21 protein-coding genes are annotated in these 17,799 nt (G+C 41.7%); all 21 read left to right on the plus strand.

The window, feature by feature from the left end:
- The first annotated feature begins 10 nt into the window (after positions 1–10).
- The 21 genes from CHY_RS05285 (at position 11) to CHY_RS05385 (ending at position 17,792) form a co-directional block, all read left to right on the plus strand.
- Positions 11–553 carry a hypothetical protein gene (locus CHY_RS05285; RefSeq protein WP_226986727.1) on the plus strand — a complete coding sequence of 181 codons (543 nt, stop codon included), beginning with the start codon at positions 11–13 and terminating at the stop codon, positions 551–553.
- A 138-nt stretch (positions 554–691) separates the two neighbouring features.
- Positions 692–934: a trp RNA-binding attenuation protein MtrB gene (gene mtrB / locus CHY_RS05290; protein ID WP_011344060.1), complete on the plus strand. Its 243-nt coding sequence runs from the start codon at positions 692–694 to the stop codon at positions 932–934.
- A gap of 18 nt (positions 935–952) precedes the next feature.
- Positions 953–1,138: a DUF2007 domain-containing protein gene (locus CHY_RS05295; protein ID WP_011344061.1), complete on the plus strand. Its 186-nt coding sequence runs from the start codon at positions 953–955 to the stop codon at positions 1,136–1,138.
- Between the two features lie 12 nt (positions 1,139–1,150).
- Positions 1,151–1,993, plus strand: coding sequence for an acetyl-CoA carboxylase, carboxyltransferase subunit beta (gene accD, locus CHY_RS05300; protein ID WP_011344062.1), 843 nt, complete (start codon positions 1,151–1,153; stop codon positions 1,991–1,993).
- A gap of 14 nt (positions 1,994–2,007) precedes the next feature.
- Positions 2,008–2,979: an acetyl-CoA carboxylase carboxyltransferase subunit alpha gene (locus CHY_RS05305; RefSeq protein ID WP_011344063.1), complete on the plus strand. Its 972-nt coding sequence runs from the start codon at positions 2,008–2,010 to the stop codon at positions 2,977–2,979.
- The gene (gene pfkA, locus CHY_RS05310) at positions 2,979–3,944 is read left to right on the plus strand and encodes a 6-phosphofructokinase (RefSeq protein WP_011344064.1); all 966 of its coding nucleotides are present in this window, start codon (positions 2,979–2,981) and stop codon (positions 3,942–3,944) included. Before CHY_RS05305 ends, pfkA begins: the two co-directional genes overlap by 1 nt.
- A gap of 19 nt (positions 3,945–3,963) precedes the next feature.
- Entirely contained in the window at positions 3,964–5,715 is a 1,752-nt protein-coding gene (pyk, locus tag CHY_RS05315; RefSeq protein WP_011344065.1) for a pyruvate kinase, read from the plus strand.
- A gap of 25 nt (positions 5,716–5,740) precedes the next feature.
- Entirely contained in the window at positions 5,741–6,004 is a 264-nt protein-coding gene (locus tag CHY_RS05320) for a late competence development ComFB family protein (protein ID WP_011344066.1), read from the plus strand.
- A 66-nt stretch (positions 6,005–6,070) separates the two neighbouring features.
- Positions 6,071–6,760 carry a polysaccharide deacetylase family protein gene (locus CHY_RS05325; protein WP_011344067.1) on the plus strand — a complete coding sequence of 230 codons (690 nt, stop codon included), beginning with the start codon at positions 6,071–6,073 and terminating at the stop codon, positions 6,758–6,760.
- 42 nt (positions 6,761–6,802) lie between these two features.
- Complete coding sequence (locus CHY_RS12720) at positions 6,803–7,780, plus strand: D-alanyl-D-alanine carboxypeptidase family protein (RefSeq protein WP_011344068.1); 978 nt, start codon at positions 6,803–6,805, stop codon at positions 7,778–7,780.
- A gap of 12 nt (positions 7,781–7,792) precedes the next feature.
- Complete coding sequence (locus CHY_RS05335; RefSeq protein ID WP_011344069.1) at positions 7,793–9,022, plus strand: M16 family metallopeptidase; 1,230 nt, start codon at positions 7,793–7,795, stop codon at positions 9,020–9,022.
- Positions 9,023–9,077: 55 nt separating this feature from the next.
- Positions 9,078–9,383, plus strand: coding sequence for a hypothetical protein (locus tag CHY_RS05340; RefSeq protein ID WP_011344070.1), 306 nt, complete (start codon positions 9,078–9,080; stop codon positions 9,381–9,383).
- The gene (locus CHY_RS05345; RefSeq protein WP_011344071.1) at positions 9,346–9,591 is read left to right on the plus strand and encodes a YlmC/YmxH family sporulation protein; all 246 of its coding nucleotides are present in this window, start codon (positions 9,346–9,348) and stop codon (positions 9,589–9,591) included. The genes CHY_RS05340 and CHY_RS05345 overlap by 38 nt, the downstream gene beginning before the upstream one ends.
- A 91-nt stretch (positions 9,592–9,682) precedes the next feature.
- Positions 9,683–10,474, plus strand: a complete 792-nt coding sequence (dapB, locus tag CHY_RS05350; RefSeq protein ID WP_011344072.1) for a 4-hydroxy-tetrahydrodipicolinate reductase — start codon at positions 9,683–9,685, stop codon at positions 10,472–10,474.
- 74 nt (positions 10,475–10,548) lie between these two features.
- Positions 10,549–11,457 (plus strand): dipicolinic acid synthetase subunit A, encoded by a 909-nt coding sequence (gene dpaA, locus CHY_RS05355; RefSeq protein ID WP_011344073.1) that lies wholly within the window; start codon positions 10,549–10,551, stop codon positions 11,455–11,457.
- Positions 11,454–12,026 (plus strand): dipicolinate synthase subunit B, encoded by a 573-nt coding sequence (gene dpaB, locus CHY_RS05360; protein ID WP_011344074.1) that lies wholly within the window; start codon positions 11,454–11,456, stop codon positions 12,024–12,026. Before dpaA ends, dpaB begins: the two co-directional genes overlap by 4 nt.
- A 23-nt stretch (positions 12,027–12,049) precedes the next feature.
- Positions 12,050–13,069, plus strand: coding sequence for an aspartate-semialdehyde dehydrogenase (locus tag CHY_RS05365; protein WP_011344075.1), 1,020 nt, complete (start codon positions 12,050–12,052; stop codon positions 13,067–13,069).
- Complete coding sequence (gene dapG / locus CHY_RS05370) at positions 13,062–14,294, plus strand: aspartate kinase (RefSeq protein ID WP_011344076.1); 1,233 nt, start codon at positions 13,062–13,064, stop codon at positions 14,292–14,294. The genes CHY_RS05365 and dapG overlap by 8 nt, the downstream gene beginning before the upstream one ends.
- Before the next feature lie 22 nt (positions 14,295–14,316).
- Positions 14,317–15,198 (plus strand): 4-hydroxy-tetrahydrodipicolinate synthase, encoded by an 882-nt coding sequence (dapA, locus tag CHY_RS05375; protein ID WP_011344077.1) that lies wholly within the window; start codon positions 14,317–14,319, stop codon positions 15,196–15,198.
- Between the two features lie 129 nt (positions 15,199–15,327).
- On the plus strand, positions 15,328–16,992 hold the full coding sequence (locus CHY_RS05380; RefSeq protein ID WP_011344078.1) for a ribonuclease J: 1,665 nt from the start codon (positions 15,328–15,330) through the stop codon (positions 16,990–16,992).
- A 14-nt stretch (positions 16,993–17,006) separates the two neighbouring features.
- Positions 17,007–17,792, plus strand: a complete 786-nt coding sequence (locus CHY_RS05385) for an undecaprenyl-diphosphate phosphatase (RefSeq protein WP_011344079.1) — start codon at positions 17,007–17,009, stop codon at positions 17,790–17,792.
- Positions 17,793–17,799 lie beyond the last annotated feature (7 nt).

Here is a 17,799-nt window from a genome sequence, read left to right on the forward strand (position 1 = left end):
GAGTGGTGGTATGAGCCTGATTATTTTAGTTTTAACCTTCTATTTATTGATTTTGATTATGGAAATTGCCGCAATAATTTTAAAATCAACAGGAATGGAAATCGGTAAAGCCCGCTTTCAGGCTTTATCAGCCTTAACTTCCGTTGGCTTTACCACCCGGGAATCGGAATTAATCGTCCAGCATCCCTTAAGACGCAGGGTAATTTCCGTTTTAATGGTAATAAGTTACCTGGGGATGGCCACGGTGGTTGGTTCGGTGTTTGGTTCGTGGACGAAAAAGATTACACCTCATCAGGTATTAATTGCCGGTTCAATTTTTGTGGGAGGTTTTTTACTATTTTCCAACCGCTATTTAATAAATATTTTTGAGAGAGGTTTGGAAAAGCAAATAAAAAAGTCTTTCCTTCATCACCAAACTTTTTGGGAGGTTTTAAAGCTTTCTGATGATTATGGGGTGGCGGAGTTTATTCTCCATCCGGACGCACCTCTGGTTGGTCAAAGCATAGCTGGGAGTAAGATAAGGGACAAAGGAATATTTATCATGGCCATTTAGAGGGGTAGCAGTTTTATTCACTCTCCCCGGGGAAATGAAGTACTGGAAGCGGGGGATAAATTAATTGTTTACGGCAAAACCGAAAGTATAAAAAATTGCCTGTTACAGCAATCAATTTTTCGAGAAGGAGAGTGATTGGTGGTGTGTGATAATTTTGCTTTTAGCTCGGCAATAAATGCCGAATATATTGTCGTGAAAGCTTTAGAAAATGGGGTAACAATTATGGGCTTGACCCGCGGAAAAGATACCAAATTTCACCATACAGAAAAATTAGATAAGGGTGAAGTTATGGTGGCCCAGTTTACCGAGCATACTTCGGCAATTAAAATTAGAGGAAAAGCGGAAATTTATACCAAGCATGGTGTGATAAAAAACGAATAAAGAGCCGGAGGGAATTGTATGTGGACTGTGGTTTATATTGCGCCAAATAAAAAAGATGCCTTAAGGGTTCAGGAGGCTTTAGCGAAAGAAGGATTTTTGGTGAAGATTAAACCAATAGGGATCGAAGGAGACAATTCCACCTATGAAGTTATGGTACCCGAAGCAGAAGTGGAAGAAGCGATGGAAATTTTAAATGAAATGTAAAGGAGTTTTGCTATGTTTGACTTTTTTCGCAAATCGAAGTATGTAACTGTAAAGCCGGAAACTAAACAAAAAGAGATTCCCGATGGTTTGTGGCAGAAATGTCCCCGGTGTGGGGAAATTATTTTTAACAAGGAATTGGAGAAAAATTTTAAAGTTTGTCCAAAATGCGGGTATCATTTTAAAATTAGTGCCTGGGAAAGAATTAAACTCTTATGCGATGAAAATAGTTTTGTAGAATTTGGCCGGGAAATTAGTGGGGGCAATCCTTTAAATTTTCCAGGATATGAAGAGAAGTTAGCGGAAGCCCGGGAAAAAACCGGCTTAAAAGAAGCGGTAGTTACCGGATTGGGAAAAATTAATGGTAGAGAAGTAGTTTTGGCAATAATGGACCCGAATTTTATTATGGCCAGTATGGGCACGGCTGTAGGGGAAAAAATATGTTTAGCGATGGAAAAAGCTCTGGAGAAAAAGCTACCGCTTGTAGTCTTTACTGCATCCGGAGGAGCTCGGATGCAGGAGGGAATTTTTTCTTTAATGCAGATGGCCAAAACGGTTCAACTGGTAAATCGTTTAAATGCAGAAAAAATTTTTTATTTGGTAGTTATGACCGATCCTACTACCGGCGGTGTTTCGGCAAGTTTTGCAGCCTTGGGTGATATAATATTGGCTGAACCGGGGGCTTTAATAGGATTTGCCGGACCCCGGGTTATTGAGCAAACTATCCGGCAAAAGCTTCCCGAAGGTTTTCAACGAGCAGAATTTCTGGAGCAGCACGGTTTTATCGATGCTGTGGTTTCCAGAGAGCAGCAAAAAGAAGTTATTACAAAACTCTTGGCTTGGCACAGCCAAAAGTAAATTGGGGGCAGCGTATGGCAAATTTTTTATTTGAGTTTGAAAAACCTTTGGTTGAATTAGAAAATAAAATATCTGACTTAAAAAAGTTTGCTGAAGAGAAAAACATTGATGTTTCCCGCGAGTTAGAATTGCTTTCGGCCAAGGCCCAGCAATTGGCAAAGGAAATATACCAGAACCTAACTCCTTGGCAGAGGGTTTTATTGGCCCGACATCCCGAGCGGCCCAATACGCGGGATTATATAAATTACCTCTGCGATGATTTTATTGAATTGAAAGGTGACCGGCGCTTTGGTGATGATCCGGCGATGATTGGAGGTATAGGGATAATAGAAAATATCCCGGTTACTATCGTCGGAAATTTAAAGGGGAAAGATACCAAGGAAAATATCATGAGAAATTTTGGCATGGCTCATCCCGAAGGATATCGCAAGGCCATTCGTTTATTTAAACAGGCAGAGAAGTTTGGACGGCCGGTTTTAACGTTTATCGATACACCGGGGGCTTTTTGCGGAATTGGAGCGGAAGAAAGAGGGCAGTTTCAGGCTATTGCCGAAGCAATTGCCACACTTATTAGCTTAAAAACTCCGGTTTTAGCCGTTATTACGGGGGAAGGCGGAAGCGGCGGAGCTTTAGCGCTGGCAGCAGGTGATAAGTTATTAATGTTAGAAAATGCGGTTTTTTCGGTTATTGCTCCGGAAAGCTTTGCGGCAATTCTCTGGAAAGACTCATCCCGCGCCCAGGAAGCTTCCGAACTTTTAAAACTTACTTCCGAGCATTTATTGGAGTTTGGGTTAATAGATGGCATTATCCCCGAGCCGTTGGGAGGAGCACACCGGAATCCAGCGGAAACATTAAAGGCGGTTAAAGAAGAAGTTGTTAAAAATCTGCAAATCTTAAAAGAAACTCCCGTAGAGGAGCTGTTAAGAAGACGGTATCAGCGGTATCGCTATATAGGGAGCGGCATTGTAGAGGGAGGCGTAAGCTAATGAACTCCATTGGGGTTTTAACCAGCGGTGGCGATGCGCCAGGAATGAACGCAGCGGTTCGGGCGGTAGTTAGAAAAGCCCTTTTTCACGGGATAAAAGTTTACGGAATTGAACGAGGTTATGCCGGCTTAATTAATAATGAGATAAAAGAAATGAGTTTGGGCAGTGTTGGTGACATCATCCAAAGGGGCGGAACGGTCTTAAAAACTGCCCGCTCTTTAGAATTTAAAACTTATGAAGGCAGGTTAAGAGCTTTTCAAAATTTAAAAAACCATGGCATCGAAGGTTTGGTGGTTATTGGAGGAGATGGCTCCTTCCAGGGAGCCTTAAAACTTTATGAGGAATTTGGGGTAAAGGTGGTCGGTATACCCGCAACTATTGACAATGACATTTATGGTACCGATTATTCAATTGGTTTTGATACGACGGTAAATACGGTGGTAGATGCTATTAATAAAATACGGGATACTGCCTTTTCCCATGAACGTACCTTCATTGTTGAGGTTATGGGAAGAAACGCCGGGTTTATAGCTTTAGAAGCAGGAATTGCTGGAGGAGCTGAATCGATAATTATCCCGGAAATACCTTACTCTATCGAGGAAATTTGCCAAAAGTTAATTAAGAGCCATCAGCGGGGAAAATTACATAGCATAATTATCATTGCTGAGGGCGCGGGAAGCGGCATTAAGCTGGGAGAAGTAATTAAGGAAAAGACCGGTTTTGAGACCCGGGTAACGATTTTAGGCCACATCCAGCGGGGTGGAAGCCCTTCGGCTTTTGACCGAATTTTAGCAAGCCGGATGGGTGCTATGGCGGTTGATGCCTTAAGAGAGGGGATTTCCCAAGGGGTGATGGTTGCCTTTGAGAAGGGCGAATATGTTTTAAAGCCCCTGGAAACTGCTTTTTCGGGGAAAAAGCAAATTGACCTTGAATATTATCGTTTAGCCGATATTTTATCGATTTAATACCGGGGTGAGAATTAAAATGAAACGCACCAAGATTGTTTGTACAATTGGGCCGGCTTCAAACGACGTAGGTATCTTAAAAGAAATGATTATATCCGGAATGAATGTGGCCAGAATTAATTTTGCTCATGGCAGTCACGAGGAGCACCGGGAGAGAATTGAAAAGGTTAGACGGGCGTCTTTAGAAGTAGGAATCCCGGTGGCAATTTTAATTGATACAAAAGGTCCGGAAATTCGCATTGGTAAAGTTGAAAACGGAAAAATTGTCTTAAAAGAAGGGGACTTAGTGGTATTTGATCCGGATATAGCAGAGGGTCAAGGTTTGAGAGTTCCAGTAAATTATCCGGGATTAGCCCGGGATGTTAATGTCGGAGGAACTATTCTTTTAGATGATGGGTTAATAGAATTGAAAATCGAAGATATTCAGGGTAATAAAGTTATTGCCCGGGTTATAACCGGTGGTGAGTTATCCAATAACAAAGGAGTAAATTTACCGGGAGTTAAAGTTAATCTTCCGGCGTTAACCGAAAAGGACCGGAAGGATATTGATTTTGGTATTGAAATTGGAGCGGACTTTATTGCCCACTCTTTTGTCCGAAAAGCAGCGGATGTGTTAGCTTTACGGCGTTACCTGGAAGAAAAAGGGGCGGATATGGAAATAATTGCTAAAATCGAAAACCAAGAAGGGGTCGAAAACATCGATGAAATCATCAAAGTTGCGGATGGGATAATGGTTGCCCGGGGGGATCTGGGAGTAGAAATTCCAACGGAAGATGTGCCTTTGGTGCAAAAGGAAATAATTGAAAAGTGTAATAAAAATGGTAAACCGGTAATCACCGCCACCCAGATGTTAGATTCAATGATTAGAAATAAACGTCCGACCCGGGCCGAAGCTACCGATGTGGCTAATGCTATTTTTGACGGCACCGATGCGGTAATGCTGTCGGGAGAAACGGCTGCCGGGAAATATCCGGTAGAAGCGGTTAAAACAATGGCCCGGATTGCGGAAAAAGCGGAAGAAAAATTACTCACGTTACGAAAACTAAATAAACCCACCACAAAATCTTTTAAAACTGTAACCGATGCCATAAGCCACGCCAGTGTTACCACCGCTGAAGAATTGGATGCGGGGGCAATTATCACGCCTACTTCTTCGGGCTATACGGCGCGAATGGTTTCCCGGTACCGCCCGGCGGTTCCTATTATTGCTGCCACACCGGATATGAAGGTACTTAGAAAGTTGACGCTGGTTTGGGGGGTATTTCCCCTTTTGGTTAAAACCTCCGATTCTACCGATGAAATGTTAAGTAAAGCAATAGAAGCCTCTTTAGAAAGTGGGCTTTTAAAACCTGGCGATTTGGTGGTGCTTACCGCCGGAGTTCCGGTGGGCGTAAAAGGGACAACCAACCTTTTAAAAGTCCATGTAGCGGGAAATGTTTTGGCCAAAGGTGTGGGCATTGGAACAAGGCCTATAACCGGAACGGCTCGGGTCTGTCGAACCGCCAGGGAAGCAATCGAGCGGATTCAGCCGGGAGATATTTTGGTAACCGAAGCAACCGACAGAGATTTTGTTTCGGCTATTGAAAAGGCCGCGGGACTGGTAGTTGAAGCGGGAGGACTTACGTCGCATGCGGCTATTGCGGGGTTAGAGTTTGGGATACCTGTAATAGTTGGGGTCGATGGTGCTACTTCGATAATTAAAGATGGGGAAAAGTTAACTCTAGATCCCCAGAGGGGTCTGGTATACCACGGTTCTGCTAAAGTTTTATAAAAAATGTTTATAGGGGGAGAAGGTAATGCCGGTATTGCGTAATTATACCGAAGAAGTGGTGGATGAAATACTTCAGGAAATTTTGCCCACCCAAGACGTTTGTAAGTGTGAGCGCTGTCTTTTAGACATTAAGGCTATTGCTTTAAACCAACTGCCGCCCAAATATGTTGTTACCGATAAAGGTGAAGTTATTACCCGTTTAAATTTTACCAAAATTGCGGACCGCACCGAGGTTCTTACGGCAGTTTTAAGGGCAATAGATAAAGTCAAGAAAAACCCGTCCCATTAAGACGGGTTTTGTTCTTTTTACCCCTTCCCGGTCGTAAAATTATGGTAAAAAGAGGGGAGGGTGGGCATGCGAATCTATATTTTGAAAAAAGCTTTAGCCCTGAGCTTTTTAATTTTAACCTTTATGCTTTGCTTCTATTTTGAACGGACCGTGGTGGTTAGCGGCTACATGAATCCCCTATACCAGGGAAACCCGGAAAAAAAACAGGTAGCCTTTTTATGTAATGTTTACTGGGGTGAGGAAATAATTCCTGAAATGCTGAAAATTTTAGAAGAAGAACAGGTAAAGTTTTCCTTTTTTCTTGGCGGGATTTGGGCCAAAAAACATCCGGAAGTTGTAAGGCAAATAAAAAATGCCGGCCATGAAATTGGCAATCACGGCTATTTACACAAACATCCGGACCTACTTTCGGTTAAGGAAAATGAGGAAGAAATTCTGAAAACCGAAAGAGTTATTGAAGAAATTTGCGGTTATAAAACCTATCTTTTTACTCCGCCTTACGGGGAGAGGGGAAAAAATGTTTTACAAGCCGCTACCAATCTCAAATATAGGACGGTTATGTGGAGCATTGATACCATTGATTGGCAAAAACCGGGGCCGGGTACAATTATTAACCGGGTTTTGCCAAATTTAAATAACGGAGCAATTATTTTAATTCATCCCATGCCGCAAACCTTGGAGGTACTGCCCATTTTAATAAAAAAAATAAAAGCTAAAGGTTACCGGATAGTTACCGTTGGGGAAATCATAGATTAATATTTTACGCTTATTTGGCAACAATACAATTGGTGATAATAGATGAAGAGATATTTGATTCCATTGCTTTTATGTTTGTTAACGTTACCGGTAAAAGTCCATGGGGAAATAAAGGCAAAAGCTTATTACTTTTTTATACCAACTACTAATCAAATCATTGAGGCCAAAAATCAAGACTTTCCCCTACCACCGGCAAGTACCACCAAAATTGCTACCGCTTTAACAGCATTGGACCTTTATCCGAGGAATTTTACCTTAACGGTAAAACCAGAAGCGGTGCGGGTAACGGGTACCAAAATTTACCTTAAACCCAACGAAAAAATCGCTGTAATTGACCTTGTTTACGGATTAATGTTGGAATCGGGAAATGATGCGGCTAACGCCCTGGCGTGGGTTGTAGGAAAGGAAAATTTTATGTTAATATTAAATTATTATTTAAAACAAATGGGTTTAACCTCGGTTTCTTTTAAAAACCCCTCCGGCCTTTCTGCCCCGGGTCACAAAATTTCGGCGAAAGACCTATGCGTTTTGACCTTTTACGCATTATTAAAAGATGAATTTGCCGATATATGTAAAACAAAACAATATGAGGCGCAAAGTGGCTTTAAGCCAAGGGTATTTCACAATACTAACCGCTTGTTAGCTGTCGATTCCCGGGTAATAGGGGTTAAAACCGGTACAACCAATGAAGCGGGTAAATGTTTAGTAGGGGCCTGGCGGGGAAACAGTTTCTTAATTGGTACCGTTTTAAATTGTCCCGATAGGTTTACAGCCGTGTATAAAACTTTTAAAACAACCGATGAAAAGCTAAGAGAAAAAGTTATCTGGTCCAAAGGCCAAAAAATGTATTTTAAAAAAAATAACTGGTGGACTTTAACAAAAGACGTTAAAATATTTTCTGTGGGTAATGAACATAAGCTTGTTAAAGTAGTTATTGAAGACAGTGATTCCTTTGTTCGGGCATTATTTTTTTTAAATGGTGCATTTTTGGCCGAGCAAAATTTACAAAAAGTAAGATGATGGAGGTTTAGTATGATCCATGTTACCACCTTACCTAACAAAATAACCGTTCTGGTAGAAGAGATTCCCTACATTCGTTCCGCGGCCATTGGCTTGTGGTTTAAAGTTGGTTCCCGTCATGAACGTAGGGACGAAAGCGGAATTTCTCATTTCATTGAACACATGATGTTTAAGGGCACTGTTAATCGTACCGCAAAAGAAATAGCTGAATCTCTGGACCAGGTAGGCGGACAGTTAAACGCCTTTACTACCAAGGAGTATACCTGTTACTATGCCCGGGTTTTAGACGAGCATACCCTTTTGGCCTTAGAAATTCTTCACGATATGGTTTTTAATTCCAAATTTGCCGAGGAAGACATTGAAAAAGAAAAAAACGTGGTAATTGAAGAAATTAGAATGTATGAAGATGCGCCCGACGAGCTAATTCACGATCTCCTGACCGAAGTAATGTGGAACAACCATCCTTTAGGGCGCCCTATTTTGGGTGAAATTCAGGATATAGAGAGTTTAACCCGGGAAAAAGTAGTAAATTATTATAAAAGATACTATACTCCGGATAATTTAATTATTGCGGTGGCCGGAAGGGTAAATTACCAACAGCTTTTGGATAAAATAATGGAGTTATTTGGGAGTATCCAGGGGGAACAAAAAGGTGATAAAATAACGATTCCCGAGTTTAATTTACATAGCTTTAGCCGTCGTAAAGATTCCGAACAGGTTCATTTATGTTTGGGAACGAAAGGCTATGCCATTAATGATGATCGGATTTATGGCCTAAACATCCTCAGCACAATTTTAGGGGGAGGGATTAGTTCAAGGCTTTTCCAAGAGTTACGGGAACGACACGGTTTGGTTTATTCCGTTTATTCTTATACCACAGCTTATCAAGATGCAGGTTTATTTGGAATTTATGCCGGTCTCGGCCCGAATAAAGTAAATGAAGCTTTAGAACTTATCCAAAAGCAGTTGAAGGAGTTAAAAACCGGTGACATTTCAGCAGAGGAAGTAGAGCGGGCCCGGCAGCAAATTAAGGGTAACCTCTTACTGAGCTTAGAAAGTGTTACCACGCGGATGTCCCGTCTGGCTAAATCGTTTTTATATCATGGTAAGATCATTTCTCCTGAAGAAATTGTTGAAAAGGTTTTTAATGTTTCCCTGGAAGATATAAAGGCTATGGCTGAGGAAATTTCGGATTTAAACAATTTTACCAAAGTTTCAATAGGTCCGTGGGAAGGCTTTTAATTTAGGTTCTAAGGCTTTTGGGGCAGGCATAAAATAAAACCGGAAGGGGACCTTTATGCTTGCCTTTTTACTTATTTTAATTATTTTTTTATTTTTTTTAAGGCAGTATAAACGAGGTATAAGGAGTGAATTTAGATTAGGAAGTTCCGTAAAACAGCTTTTAACCGGTGCGGGGGCGATATATTTAAGTCTTGATGCAACCCTAAAATTTCTGGGGATAAAAATTCCCGAAAAAATTGTCATAGGTGATGTTGCCTTAAAACCCCTTCCTGCTGTTTCTTTGCTTCTTGCTTTATTAGAACCGGTTGGGGAGGGAATTGTAAATGCGCTTAGAAGAGCTTGCCGGCAAAGAAATAATTAACGTTAAAACCGGAAGCCGCCTTGGAGTAGTGGAGGGAGTGGATTTTCATATTATACCAGAAACCGGTGAAATTGTTAGTGTTATCATGCCGGGGAAAGGGGGGATTTTTTCCTTTTTTAAAGAAAATATACCAAAAGAAATTCCCTGGCATGCGGTTAAATTAATTGGTAGCGAAGTAATTTTAATTGAATTAGATAATACATATTAAACCGGGAAGACCGGTTTTTTTCTTGACAGAAAGGGCATTTAAATAGAAAATAATTAAAAATGTGTTTTTATACAAATTAAGGAGGATTTTTATGGCGCGAATAGTTATGCTTGGGGCTTGTGGTAAAATGGGAAGAGAAATAAGTAAAAACCTTCTAATGCATTCCGAACATGAGTTAGTTGGATTTGTTGACGTGGTAAATGTGGGGCAGGATTTCGGTGAAATTTTGGGTATTTCCCGGTTGGGTAAAACGGTGGAGGATAACCTAAAAGAGGTAATTTTAAAAACGAACCCCGAGATTGTTTTGGATTTTTCGCGGGCTTCCGGAGCATTTACTAACATTTTAATAGCGTTAGAAAACAAGGTAAGAGTGGTCTCGGGTACTACCGGTTTTTCCCAGGAGCAGATTAAAAAAATTGAGGATGTGAGTAATGCAAATAACCTGGGTTGTATCATAGCTCCCAATTTTTCTATTGGTGCCTTATTATTGATGAAGTTGGCGCAAATGGCAGCAAAATATTTTTCCCATGTAGAAATAATTGAATACCACCATAATTTAAAAGTTGATGCTCCATCCGGAACTGCCATAAAAACTGCAGAACTCCTTAGCTCTATCCGGGAAAATCAGCCCAGCGCAATTCAAGAAGAAGAAAAAATTCCCGGGAGCCGTGGCGGAGACTACAGGGGTATAAAAATACATAGTGTTCGTCTTCCCGGGTTAGTTGCCCACCAGGAGGTAATATTTGGGGGCAGAGGCCAGAGTCTAACGTTGAGGCATGATGTTTACAGCCGGGAAAGCTATTTGGATGGAATCTTATTTGCTCTTAAAAAGGTTTTGGAATTGGATAGGTTTGTGTTTGGTCTGGATGAATTATTGTTTTAAACTTTAGGACAAGCACCGCCCAACTCCCATGTTCATATACTGCTATTAGCTTTTAACCACTGGGGGTTGGAGCGATGAAACAGGTCTTGCTGGGAATTAATCTTACAATTTTAGGAGGGGATCTCCGAAACGTTTATTTGATTGACGAGTTAGAAAAACTTGGAGCATTTATTAAAGTCTTAGGTTTACCGGTTGCCCGCCGTTCGAAGGTCGTTTTATGTCATTCCTTAGAGGAAGCGCTCAAAGATACTGATGTAGTTGTATTACCCATGCCGGGGGTAAATCACCAGGGGAAGCTGTTTGCGCCTCTTTGTGAGGAAAGTTATTACCTTACTCCAGAACTCAAGGACAGCATTAAAGGAGAGGTTTTATTTGTCGTTGGCTTTGCCAACAGCTATTTAAAACAATTGGCGGCGGATTTGGGTGTAGAGCTTGTTGAAATTGCCGAAATGGACCATGTGGCAATTTATAACTCCATTCCCTCGGCCGAAGGGGCTATCCAAATGGCCATGGAAATGATTCCCATAACCATCCATGGAAGCAATGCTTTTGTTATAGGATTTGGCCGTACCGGTCAAACTTTAGCCCGGATGTTAGCTGGAATTGGGGCACGGGTATTTGTGGCAGCCCGGAAACCTAAGGATTTGGCCAGGATTTATGAGCAATGCTATATTCCCGTTACCTTTAAGGAGTTAGAAGTAAAAATTGTCGAGGCGGATATTGTCTTTAATACCGTTCCTGCTCTGGTTTTACCGGCAAATTTACTGCAAAAACTTAAGAAAGATGCGGTTATAATTGACCTTGCCTCCAATCCCGGTGGAGTTGATTTTGAAGCGGCAAAATCCCTTGGTATCCAGGCGGTTTTAGCACCGGGACTTCCCGGTAAAGTGGCTCCCAAAACTGCTGGAAAACTTTTAGCCAAGGTTTTACCTGAATTAATCCTTAAGCACTGTAAGGTGCGGGATTGGAGGGATTTGGGATGATTAAAGTTGGTTTTGCTTTTACTGGATCTCACTGTACATTACCCGGTTTACTCGGGGTTTTGGAAAAATTGGCCGGAAAATTTGATATTACTCCGATTTTTTCGGAAAGTGTACAAAATACCATTTCGCGTTTTGGTGACGGGAAAGAATTCATGCAAAAAGTAGAAAGCATTACCGGGAAAAAGGGTATAACAACCCTAACGGAAGCGGAGCCTATCGGTCCGCAAAAACTTTTTGATGTATTGGTGATTGCTCCCTGCACCGGTAATACTATGGCAAAGCTGGCCAACGGGATAACCGATTCGGTTGTGTTAATGGCTGCTAAAGCCCACTTAAGAAACCAAAAGCCTTTAATTTTAGCAATATCCACCAACGATGCTTTGGGTATGAATGCCAAGAATTTAGGGTTATTATTAAATGCAAAAAATATATTTTTTGTACCGTTTGGGCAGGATAATCCCAAAGATAAGCCGAATTCTTTAATTGCAAACTTAAATTACTTAGAAGACACTATAAATGAAGCGTTAAAGGGAAGACAAATTCAACCAATGCTTATTACCTATTCTTAATAACAAATTTGGAGGTGTTATTTTTGAGCTATAATGTGGTAGTAATTGGAGCTACCGGTGCGGTAGGAGGAGAAATTCTAAAAATTTTAGAGGAAAGAAACTTTCCCGTAAAAGAACTTCGACTGGGGGCAACTTCCCGTTCTGCCGGTAAAGAAGTGGTTTTTCGGGGAGAAACGTATAAGGTGTTAGAAACAACACCGGAAATATTTGATGGTATGGATATTGCCTTATTTGCCGGGGGTTCTGCCAGTAAAGAATTTGCCCGCATTGCTGCAGCAAAAGGGGTAACGGTAATTGATAATAGCAGTGCTTTTCGTTTAGAGCCGGACGTACCATTGGTGGTTCCTGAAGTAAATCCCGAGGATGTTAAATGGCACAAAGGTATAATTGCCAATCCCAATTGTTCGACAATCCAGATGGTTGTGGCGTTAAAGCCTTTGCATGATTATGGAAAAATTAAACGGGTGGTTGTTTCGACCTATCAAGCAGTTTCCGGTGCTGGCATTGAAGCCATAGAAGAATTAAAGCAGCAGGTTAAGGCGTATTTAAACGGTGAAGAGGCGGTACCCAACGTCTTTCCGTATCCTATTGCTTTTAATTTAATTCCTCACATCGATGTATTCCAGGATATGTATTATACAAAAGAAGAATGGAAAATGGTTTTAGAGACGCAAAAGATAATGCATGATCCGGAAATTAAAGTAACCGCCACAACTGTAAGGGTACCGGTCTTTAGAAGTCACTCGGAAAGCATTAACATTGAAACGGAAATTAAAATTACCCGGGAGAAAGCTATTGAGCTTTTGAAAAAGGCTCCGGGGGTAAAAGTAATTGACAATCCTGAAGAAAAGCTGTACCCAATGCCCTTGTATGCCTCGGACCAGGATGAGGTTTTTGTGGGAAGAATCCGGGAAGATAATACAATTTCCAATGGCTTAAATCTTTGGGTTGTTGCGGACCAATTACGGAAGGGTGCAGCTACAAATGCTGTTCAGATTGCTGAACTACTAATAAAGTACGGGTGTGTGAAGCAAAATGGCTAAAAAGTTTATCATTTTAAAGTTTGGCGGAACAAGTTTAAAGACGGCGGAACTCCGGGAAAAGGTAGCCCAAAAAATAATTAATACTTTTGAATCTGGCTATCAACCGGTGGTGGTGGTATCGGCTATTGGCCGGAAGGGCGACCCTTATGCTACCGATACTTTGTTAAACTTTGCCTACGAGGTAAATCGGGATTTGCCACCTCGGGAAGCGGATTTATTAATGGCGTGCGGGGAAATAATTAGCGGTGTAATTATGGTTAATACCCTGGCCAAAATGGGGTATAAAGCAAAACTGTTTACCGGTGCTCAGGCTGGAATTATCACTGATGATAACTTTACCTCGGCATCGATTTTAAAAGTTAAAGCCGATAAGATTTTAAAAGCGGTGGATGAAGGTTTTATCCCTGTGGTTTGCGGATTTCAGGGAGTAACGGAAGACGGCGAGGTTACCACTCTGGGACGGGGCGGAAGCGATACTACCGCTGCGGCTTTGGGAGTTGCTTTGAAGGCCGAGTTTATTGATATTTACACCGATGTGGAAGGAATCAAAACGGCCGATCCGCGAATAGTTGAGGATGCTAAAACCTTAGAGGTGGTGACTTATAACGAAATTTCCCAGCTGGCGCATGAAGGGGCTAAAGTTATTCATCCCCGGGCGGTGGAAATTGCGATGCAAAAAAATATCCCTCTGCGCATTAAATCAACCCTGACCGACGGTGAAGGAACACTTGTCACCTCCCACGCTGAAGTTTACGGCGAAGTAATTGAAGTAATTCGGGACCGGATTATAACCGGTATTGCCCATATTCCCGGGGTAACCCAGATAAAAATTTTAAGGGAAGATACCCCGGAAATTGTGAATTTAGCCCAAAAGGTGTTTAAAGGCTTAGCTTTGGCGGAAATAAGCGTGGATTTTATTAATATAAGTCCCGAGGGCTTGGCGTTTACCGTTAAAGGGGAAGTGACGGAAAAAGCGGTGGATGTTTTAGAAAATATGGGTTTTACCCCGAGAATACGCCGAAATTGTGCTAAGATAGCTGCGGTGGGGGCCGGGATGACCGGTGTGCCGGGGGTTATGGCTAAAATTGTGGAAGCCTTAACGCGGGAACAAATTGAAATTCTCCAATCCACCGACTCGTACACTACCATCTGGGTACTGGTGGATGGGGAAAATATGGAAAAAGCTGTTAGGGCTATTCACAAAGCTTTTAAACTAAACGAATAAAAAATTAAAAGAAGGTGAAAAGATGGCAGTGTTTGGACGATTGTTAACCGCTATGGTAACCCCTTTTGATCGGGATGGGAAGGTTAACCTGGAGCAGGCACAAAAATTAGCCAGTTTCTTGGTGGAAAACGGTTCTGATGGTATTGTGGTGGCGGGGACTACCGGTGAATCACCAACTTTATCCTTTGAAGAAAAAGTAGACCTTTTTAAAGCTGTTGTCGAAGCGGTAGGTGGAAAAGCAGCAGTTATTGCCGGAACGGGATCCAATGCAACGGAAGCTTCGATTAAACTTACTAAAGCTGCGGAAAAGGTCGGAGTAGATGGGGTTATGCTGGTAGCTCCGTACTATAACAAACCTTCCCAAAAGGGGCTTGTCGAACATTTTCAGGCGATTGCCAGAGCCACCAGCTTACCGGTTATGATTTATAACATTCCCGGTCGCACAGGGGTTAATATCTTACCCAAGACGATGGCTAAAATTGCCGAACTGGAAAATGTTGTAGCAATTAAAGAAGCTGCGGGAAGTGTTGATCAGGCAACCGAACTAATAAGAATTTTACCGGAAAGGGTAAAGGTATTTTCCGGAGATGACAGCTTGACCCTGCCCATTTTAGCGGTGGGAGGTTACGGAGTTGTTAGTGTGGCAAGTCACCTTGTTGGTCTAAAAATAAAAGAAATGATCGATCAGTTTCTTTTAGGAAATGTGGCGGTGGCAGCTCGCCTCCACCAGGAGCTTTATCCTTTAATTAAAGCATTATTTATAACAACTAATCCGGTACCAGTAAAAACTGCGCTGAATTTAATGGGACATAAAGTTGGTGGTTTTAGACTTCCGCTGGTGGATATGACCGAGGAGGAAAAGGAGGAACTGGTACGGGAATTGAAAAACCTTAATTTGTTGTAAATTAAAAAATCTTTGGGGAAGGCTATTTTCACTTGTCCTTCCTTTTTTTATTTTTTATAATTACAATAGATTGTAAAAAGCTAACAAATGGGCGGTTTAATATAAATCAAAAATTAAGCAGGAGGTGTATTGCCAATTAAAGATGGAAGACTTCAAATTATACCATTAGGCGGCCTTGGAGAAATCGGGAAAAACATGATGGTCATCAAATATAACGATGCCATTATAGTGATCGATGCCGGACTGATGTTTCCCGAAGAAGAACTGTTAGGTATTGACATGGTTATTCCCGACATGTCTTATCTCATAGAAAACAAAGAAAAAGTTAAAGCGGTGCTTTTAACCCATGGTCACGAGGACCACATTGGTGGGATGCCTTATTTTTTGAAACAATTTGATGTTCCGGTTTACGGAACAAGGCTGACTTTGGGGCTTTTAAGTGCCAAGCTTAAAGAAGCGGGGATTCCCAGAGCCAGCTTAAATGTTGTGGCTCCGCGGGATGTTTTAAATATTGGGCCGTTTAAGATTGAATTTATCAAAGTTTCTCACAGTATACCGGATACTGTAGGAATTGCGGTACATACTCCTGTGGGGACAGTAGTCCACACCGGCGATTTTAAACTGGATCCTACTCCAGTTGATGGGAAGGTTACGGATTTTTATAAGTTAGCGGAACTTGGAGAAAAAGGCGTTTTAGTTTTAATGTCGGACAGCACCAATGCCGAAAGGCCCGGCTTTACCTTGTCGGAAAAAACCGTGGGTAATACCTTTGAAGAAACGTTCAGGGTGGCGGAAGGTAGAATTATCATTGCAACTTTTGCCTCAAATGTTCATCGTTTGCAGCAAGCAATTTATACCGCCCATAAATTTAAAAGAAAAGTGGCCATTGTTGGCCGAAGCATGTTGAATGTGGTAGAAATTGCCAACGAGCTGGGCTATCTGGATATTCCCGATGGACTGTTAATTGATGTGGATGAAATAAACCGCTACCCTCATAAACAAGTCGTTATACTAACTACGGGAAGCCAGGGAGAACCAATGTCAGCGCTTACCCGCATGGCCATGTCTGAGCACCGTCAGGTGGAAATTGTAGCAGGAGATACGGTTATCATTTCTGCAATGCCGATTCCGGGAAATGAGAAGTTGGTCTCCAGAATTATTGACCAGTTATTTAAATTGGGTGCCAAAGTTATTTACGAGGCGGTTTCAGGGATTCATGTCTCTGGACACCCCAGCCAGGAAGAATTAAAATTAATGATCAACCTTTTAAAACCAAAATACTTTGTTCCCATTCACGGAGAATACCGCCATTTAATTAAGCATGCGGAAATTGCGCGGGAGTTAGGCATAAAACCCCAAAACATCTTTGTGGTGGAGAACGGTCAGGTTTTGGAATTCACGAAAAAATCCGGACGTCTTGCCGGAAAAGTACCGGCCGGCCGGGTATTGGTTGATGGACTCGGAGTGGGGGATGTCGGGAATATTGTGTTAAGGGACCGTAAACAACTGGCCCAGGATGGTATTATTATTGTCGTGCTTACTTTAAACCGGGAGTCCGGAGAGATTGTTGCCGGTCCAGACATTGTAACCCGGGGATTTGTCTACGTCCGGGAGTCGGAACAGTTAATCGATGAGGCCAAACAGAAGGTTACCGAAGCTTTAAATAAATGTTTTAATCACGGCTTGTTAGAGTGGTCTGCCATAAAAAGTCAGGTTAGAGATGCGTTAGGAAAATATCTATTTGAAAAGACCCGCCGTCGTCCAATGATTTTACCGATTATAATGGAAATTTAGAAAGGGAGAGGACATTGAACTCATTTCAAGCTTTAATTTTAGGACTTGTTCAGGGTTTAACCGAGTATTTACCCGTTTCCAGTTCCGGGCATTTAGTTTTATTGCAAAAAATCTTTGGCTTAAAGGAAAATGTCTTGCTCTTTGATATTTTGGTCCATTTAGGAACTCTTGTTCCCCTTTTAATTATTTTTCGCGATGAAATTTTGGCGATTATCAAAAAACCCTGGGGGCGATTACCTCTTCTTATAATTGCCGGTACCGTTCCTACAGCTTTAATTGGCCTTGGATTTAAGGACTTCTTTGAACGGCTTTTTGTCTCAGGTTCTACTTTAGGAATTGAATTTATTATTACCGGACTAATCCTGTGGCTGGCCGAACGGCAGAAAAGCGGTCGAAAAAATCTCGAAAAAACAACTTTTTTGGATGCAATTTTTGTAGGTGTAGCTCAGGGATTGGCCATTTTGCCGGCAATTTCCCGGTCGGGGTTAACCATTTCCGGGGCTTTAATAAGAGGTTTAAACCGCGAATGGGCTGCAAAATTTTCCTTTTTACTATCTATTCCTGCCATCTTGGGAGCTGCAGTTTTGGATTTAAAAAGTTTTGTCGAGCAAAACGCAAATTTAGCGGGGATTGATTTGATGCCGTTTATTGTTGGGTTTTTTGCAGCAATGCTTTCAGGATACTTTGCGGTAAAATTTATGTTAGAGATCTTGCGTAAAGGAAAGTTAACCTGGTTTTCCTATTACGTCTGGATTTTGGGAGTAACAATTTTGGTGTTACAGGCGGCAGGTAAATTTTAACCTGCCG

It is taken from the genome of Carboxydothermus hydrogenoformans Z-2901, from assembly GCF_000012865.1.
Taxonomy (GTDB): domain Bacteria; phylum Bacillota; class Z-2901; order Carboxydothermales; family Carboxydothermaceae; genus Carboxydothermus; species Carboxydothermus hydrogenoformans.

Excerpts from the sequence above, each read along its gene's own strand:
- dapG (WP_011344076.1), top strand. The coding sequence starts at position 13,062 with ATGGCTAAAAAGTTTATCATTTTAAAGTTTGGCGGAACAAGTTTAAAG.
- pyk (WP_011344065.1), top strand. The coding sequence starts at position 3,964 with ATGAAACGCACCAAGATTGTTTGTACAATTGGGCCGGCTTCAAACGAC.
- CHY_RS05295 (WP_011344061.1), top strand. The coding sequence starts at position 953 with ATGTGGACTGTGGTTTATATTGCGCCAAATAAAAAAGATGCCTTAAGG.
- CHY_RS05305 (WP_011344063.1), top strand. The coding sequence starts at position 2,008 with ATGGCAAATTTTTTATTTGAGTTTGAAAAACCTTTGGTTGAATTAGAA.
- dapB (WP_011344072.1), top strand. The coding sequence starts at position 9,683 with ATGGCGCGAATAGTTATGCTTGGGGCTTGTGGTAAAATGGGAAGAGAA.
- dapA (WP_011344077.1), top strand. The coding sequence starts at position 14,317 with ATGGCAGTGTTTGGACGATTGTTAACCGCTATGGTAACCCCTTTTGAT.
- pfkA (WP_011344064.1), top strand. The coding sequence starts at position 2,979 with ATGAACTCCATTGGGGTTTTAACCAGCGGTGGCGATGCGCCAGGAATG.
- CHY_RS05320 (WP_011344066.1), top strand. The coding sequence starts at position 5,741 with ATGCCGGTATTGCGTAATTATACCGAAGAAGTGGTGGATGAAATACTT.
- CHY_RS05325 (WP_011344067.1), top strand. The coding sequence starts at position 6,071 with ATGCGAATCTATATTTTGAAAAAAGCTTTAGCCCTGAGCTTTTTAATT.
- dpaB (WP_011344074.1), top strand. The coding sequence starts at position 11,454 with ATGATTAAAGTTGGTTTTGCTTTTACTGGATCTCACTGTACATTACCC.
- CHY_RS05340 (WP_011344070.1), top strand. The coding sequence starts at position 9,078 with ATGCTTGCCTTTTTACTTATTTTAATTATTTTTTTATTTTTTTTAAGG.
- CHY_RS12720 (WP_011344068.1), top strand. The coding sequence starts at position 6,803 with ATGAAGAGATATTTGATTCCATTGCTTTTATGTTTGTTAACGTTACCG.
- CHY_RS05345 (WP_011344071.1), top strand. The coding sequence starts at position 9,346 with ATGCGCTTAGAAGAGCTTGCCGGCAAAGAAATAATTAACGTTAAAACC.
- CHY_RS05285 (WP_226986727.1), top strand. The coding sequence starts at position 11 with ATGAGCCTGATTATTTTAGTTTTAACCTTCTATTTATTGATTTTGATT.
- CHY_RS05335 (WP_011344069.1), top strand. The coding sequence starts at position 7,793 with ATGATCCATGTTACCACCTTACCTAACAAAATAACCGTTCTGGTAGAA.
- accD (WP_011344062.1), top strand. The coding sequence starts at position 1,151 with ATGTTTGACTTTTTTCGCAAATCGAAGTATGTAACTGTAAAGCCGGAA.
- dpaA (WP_011344073.1), top strand. The coding sequence starts at position 10,549 with ATGAAACAGGTCTTGCTGGGAATTAATCTTACAATTTTAGGAGGGGAT.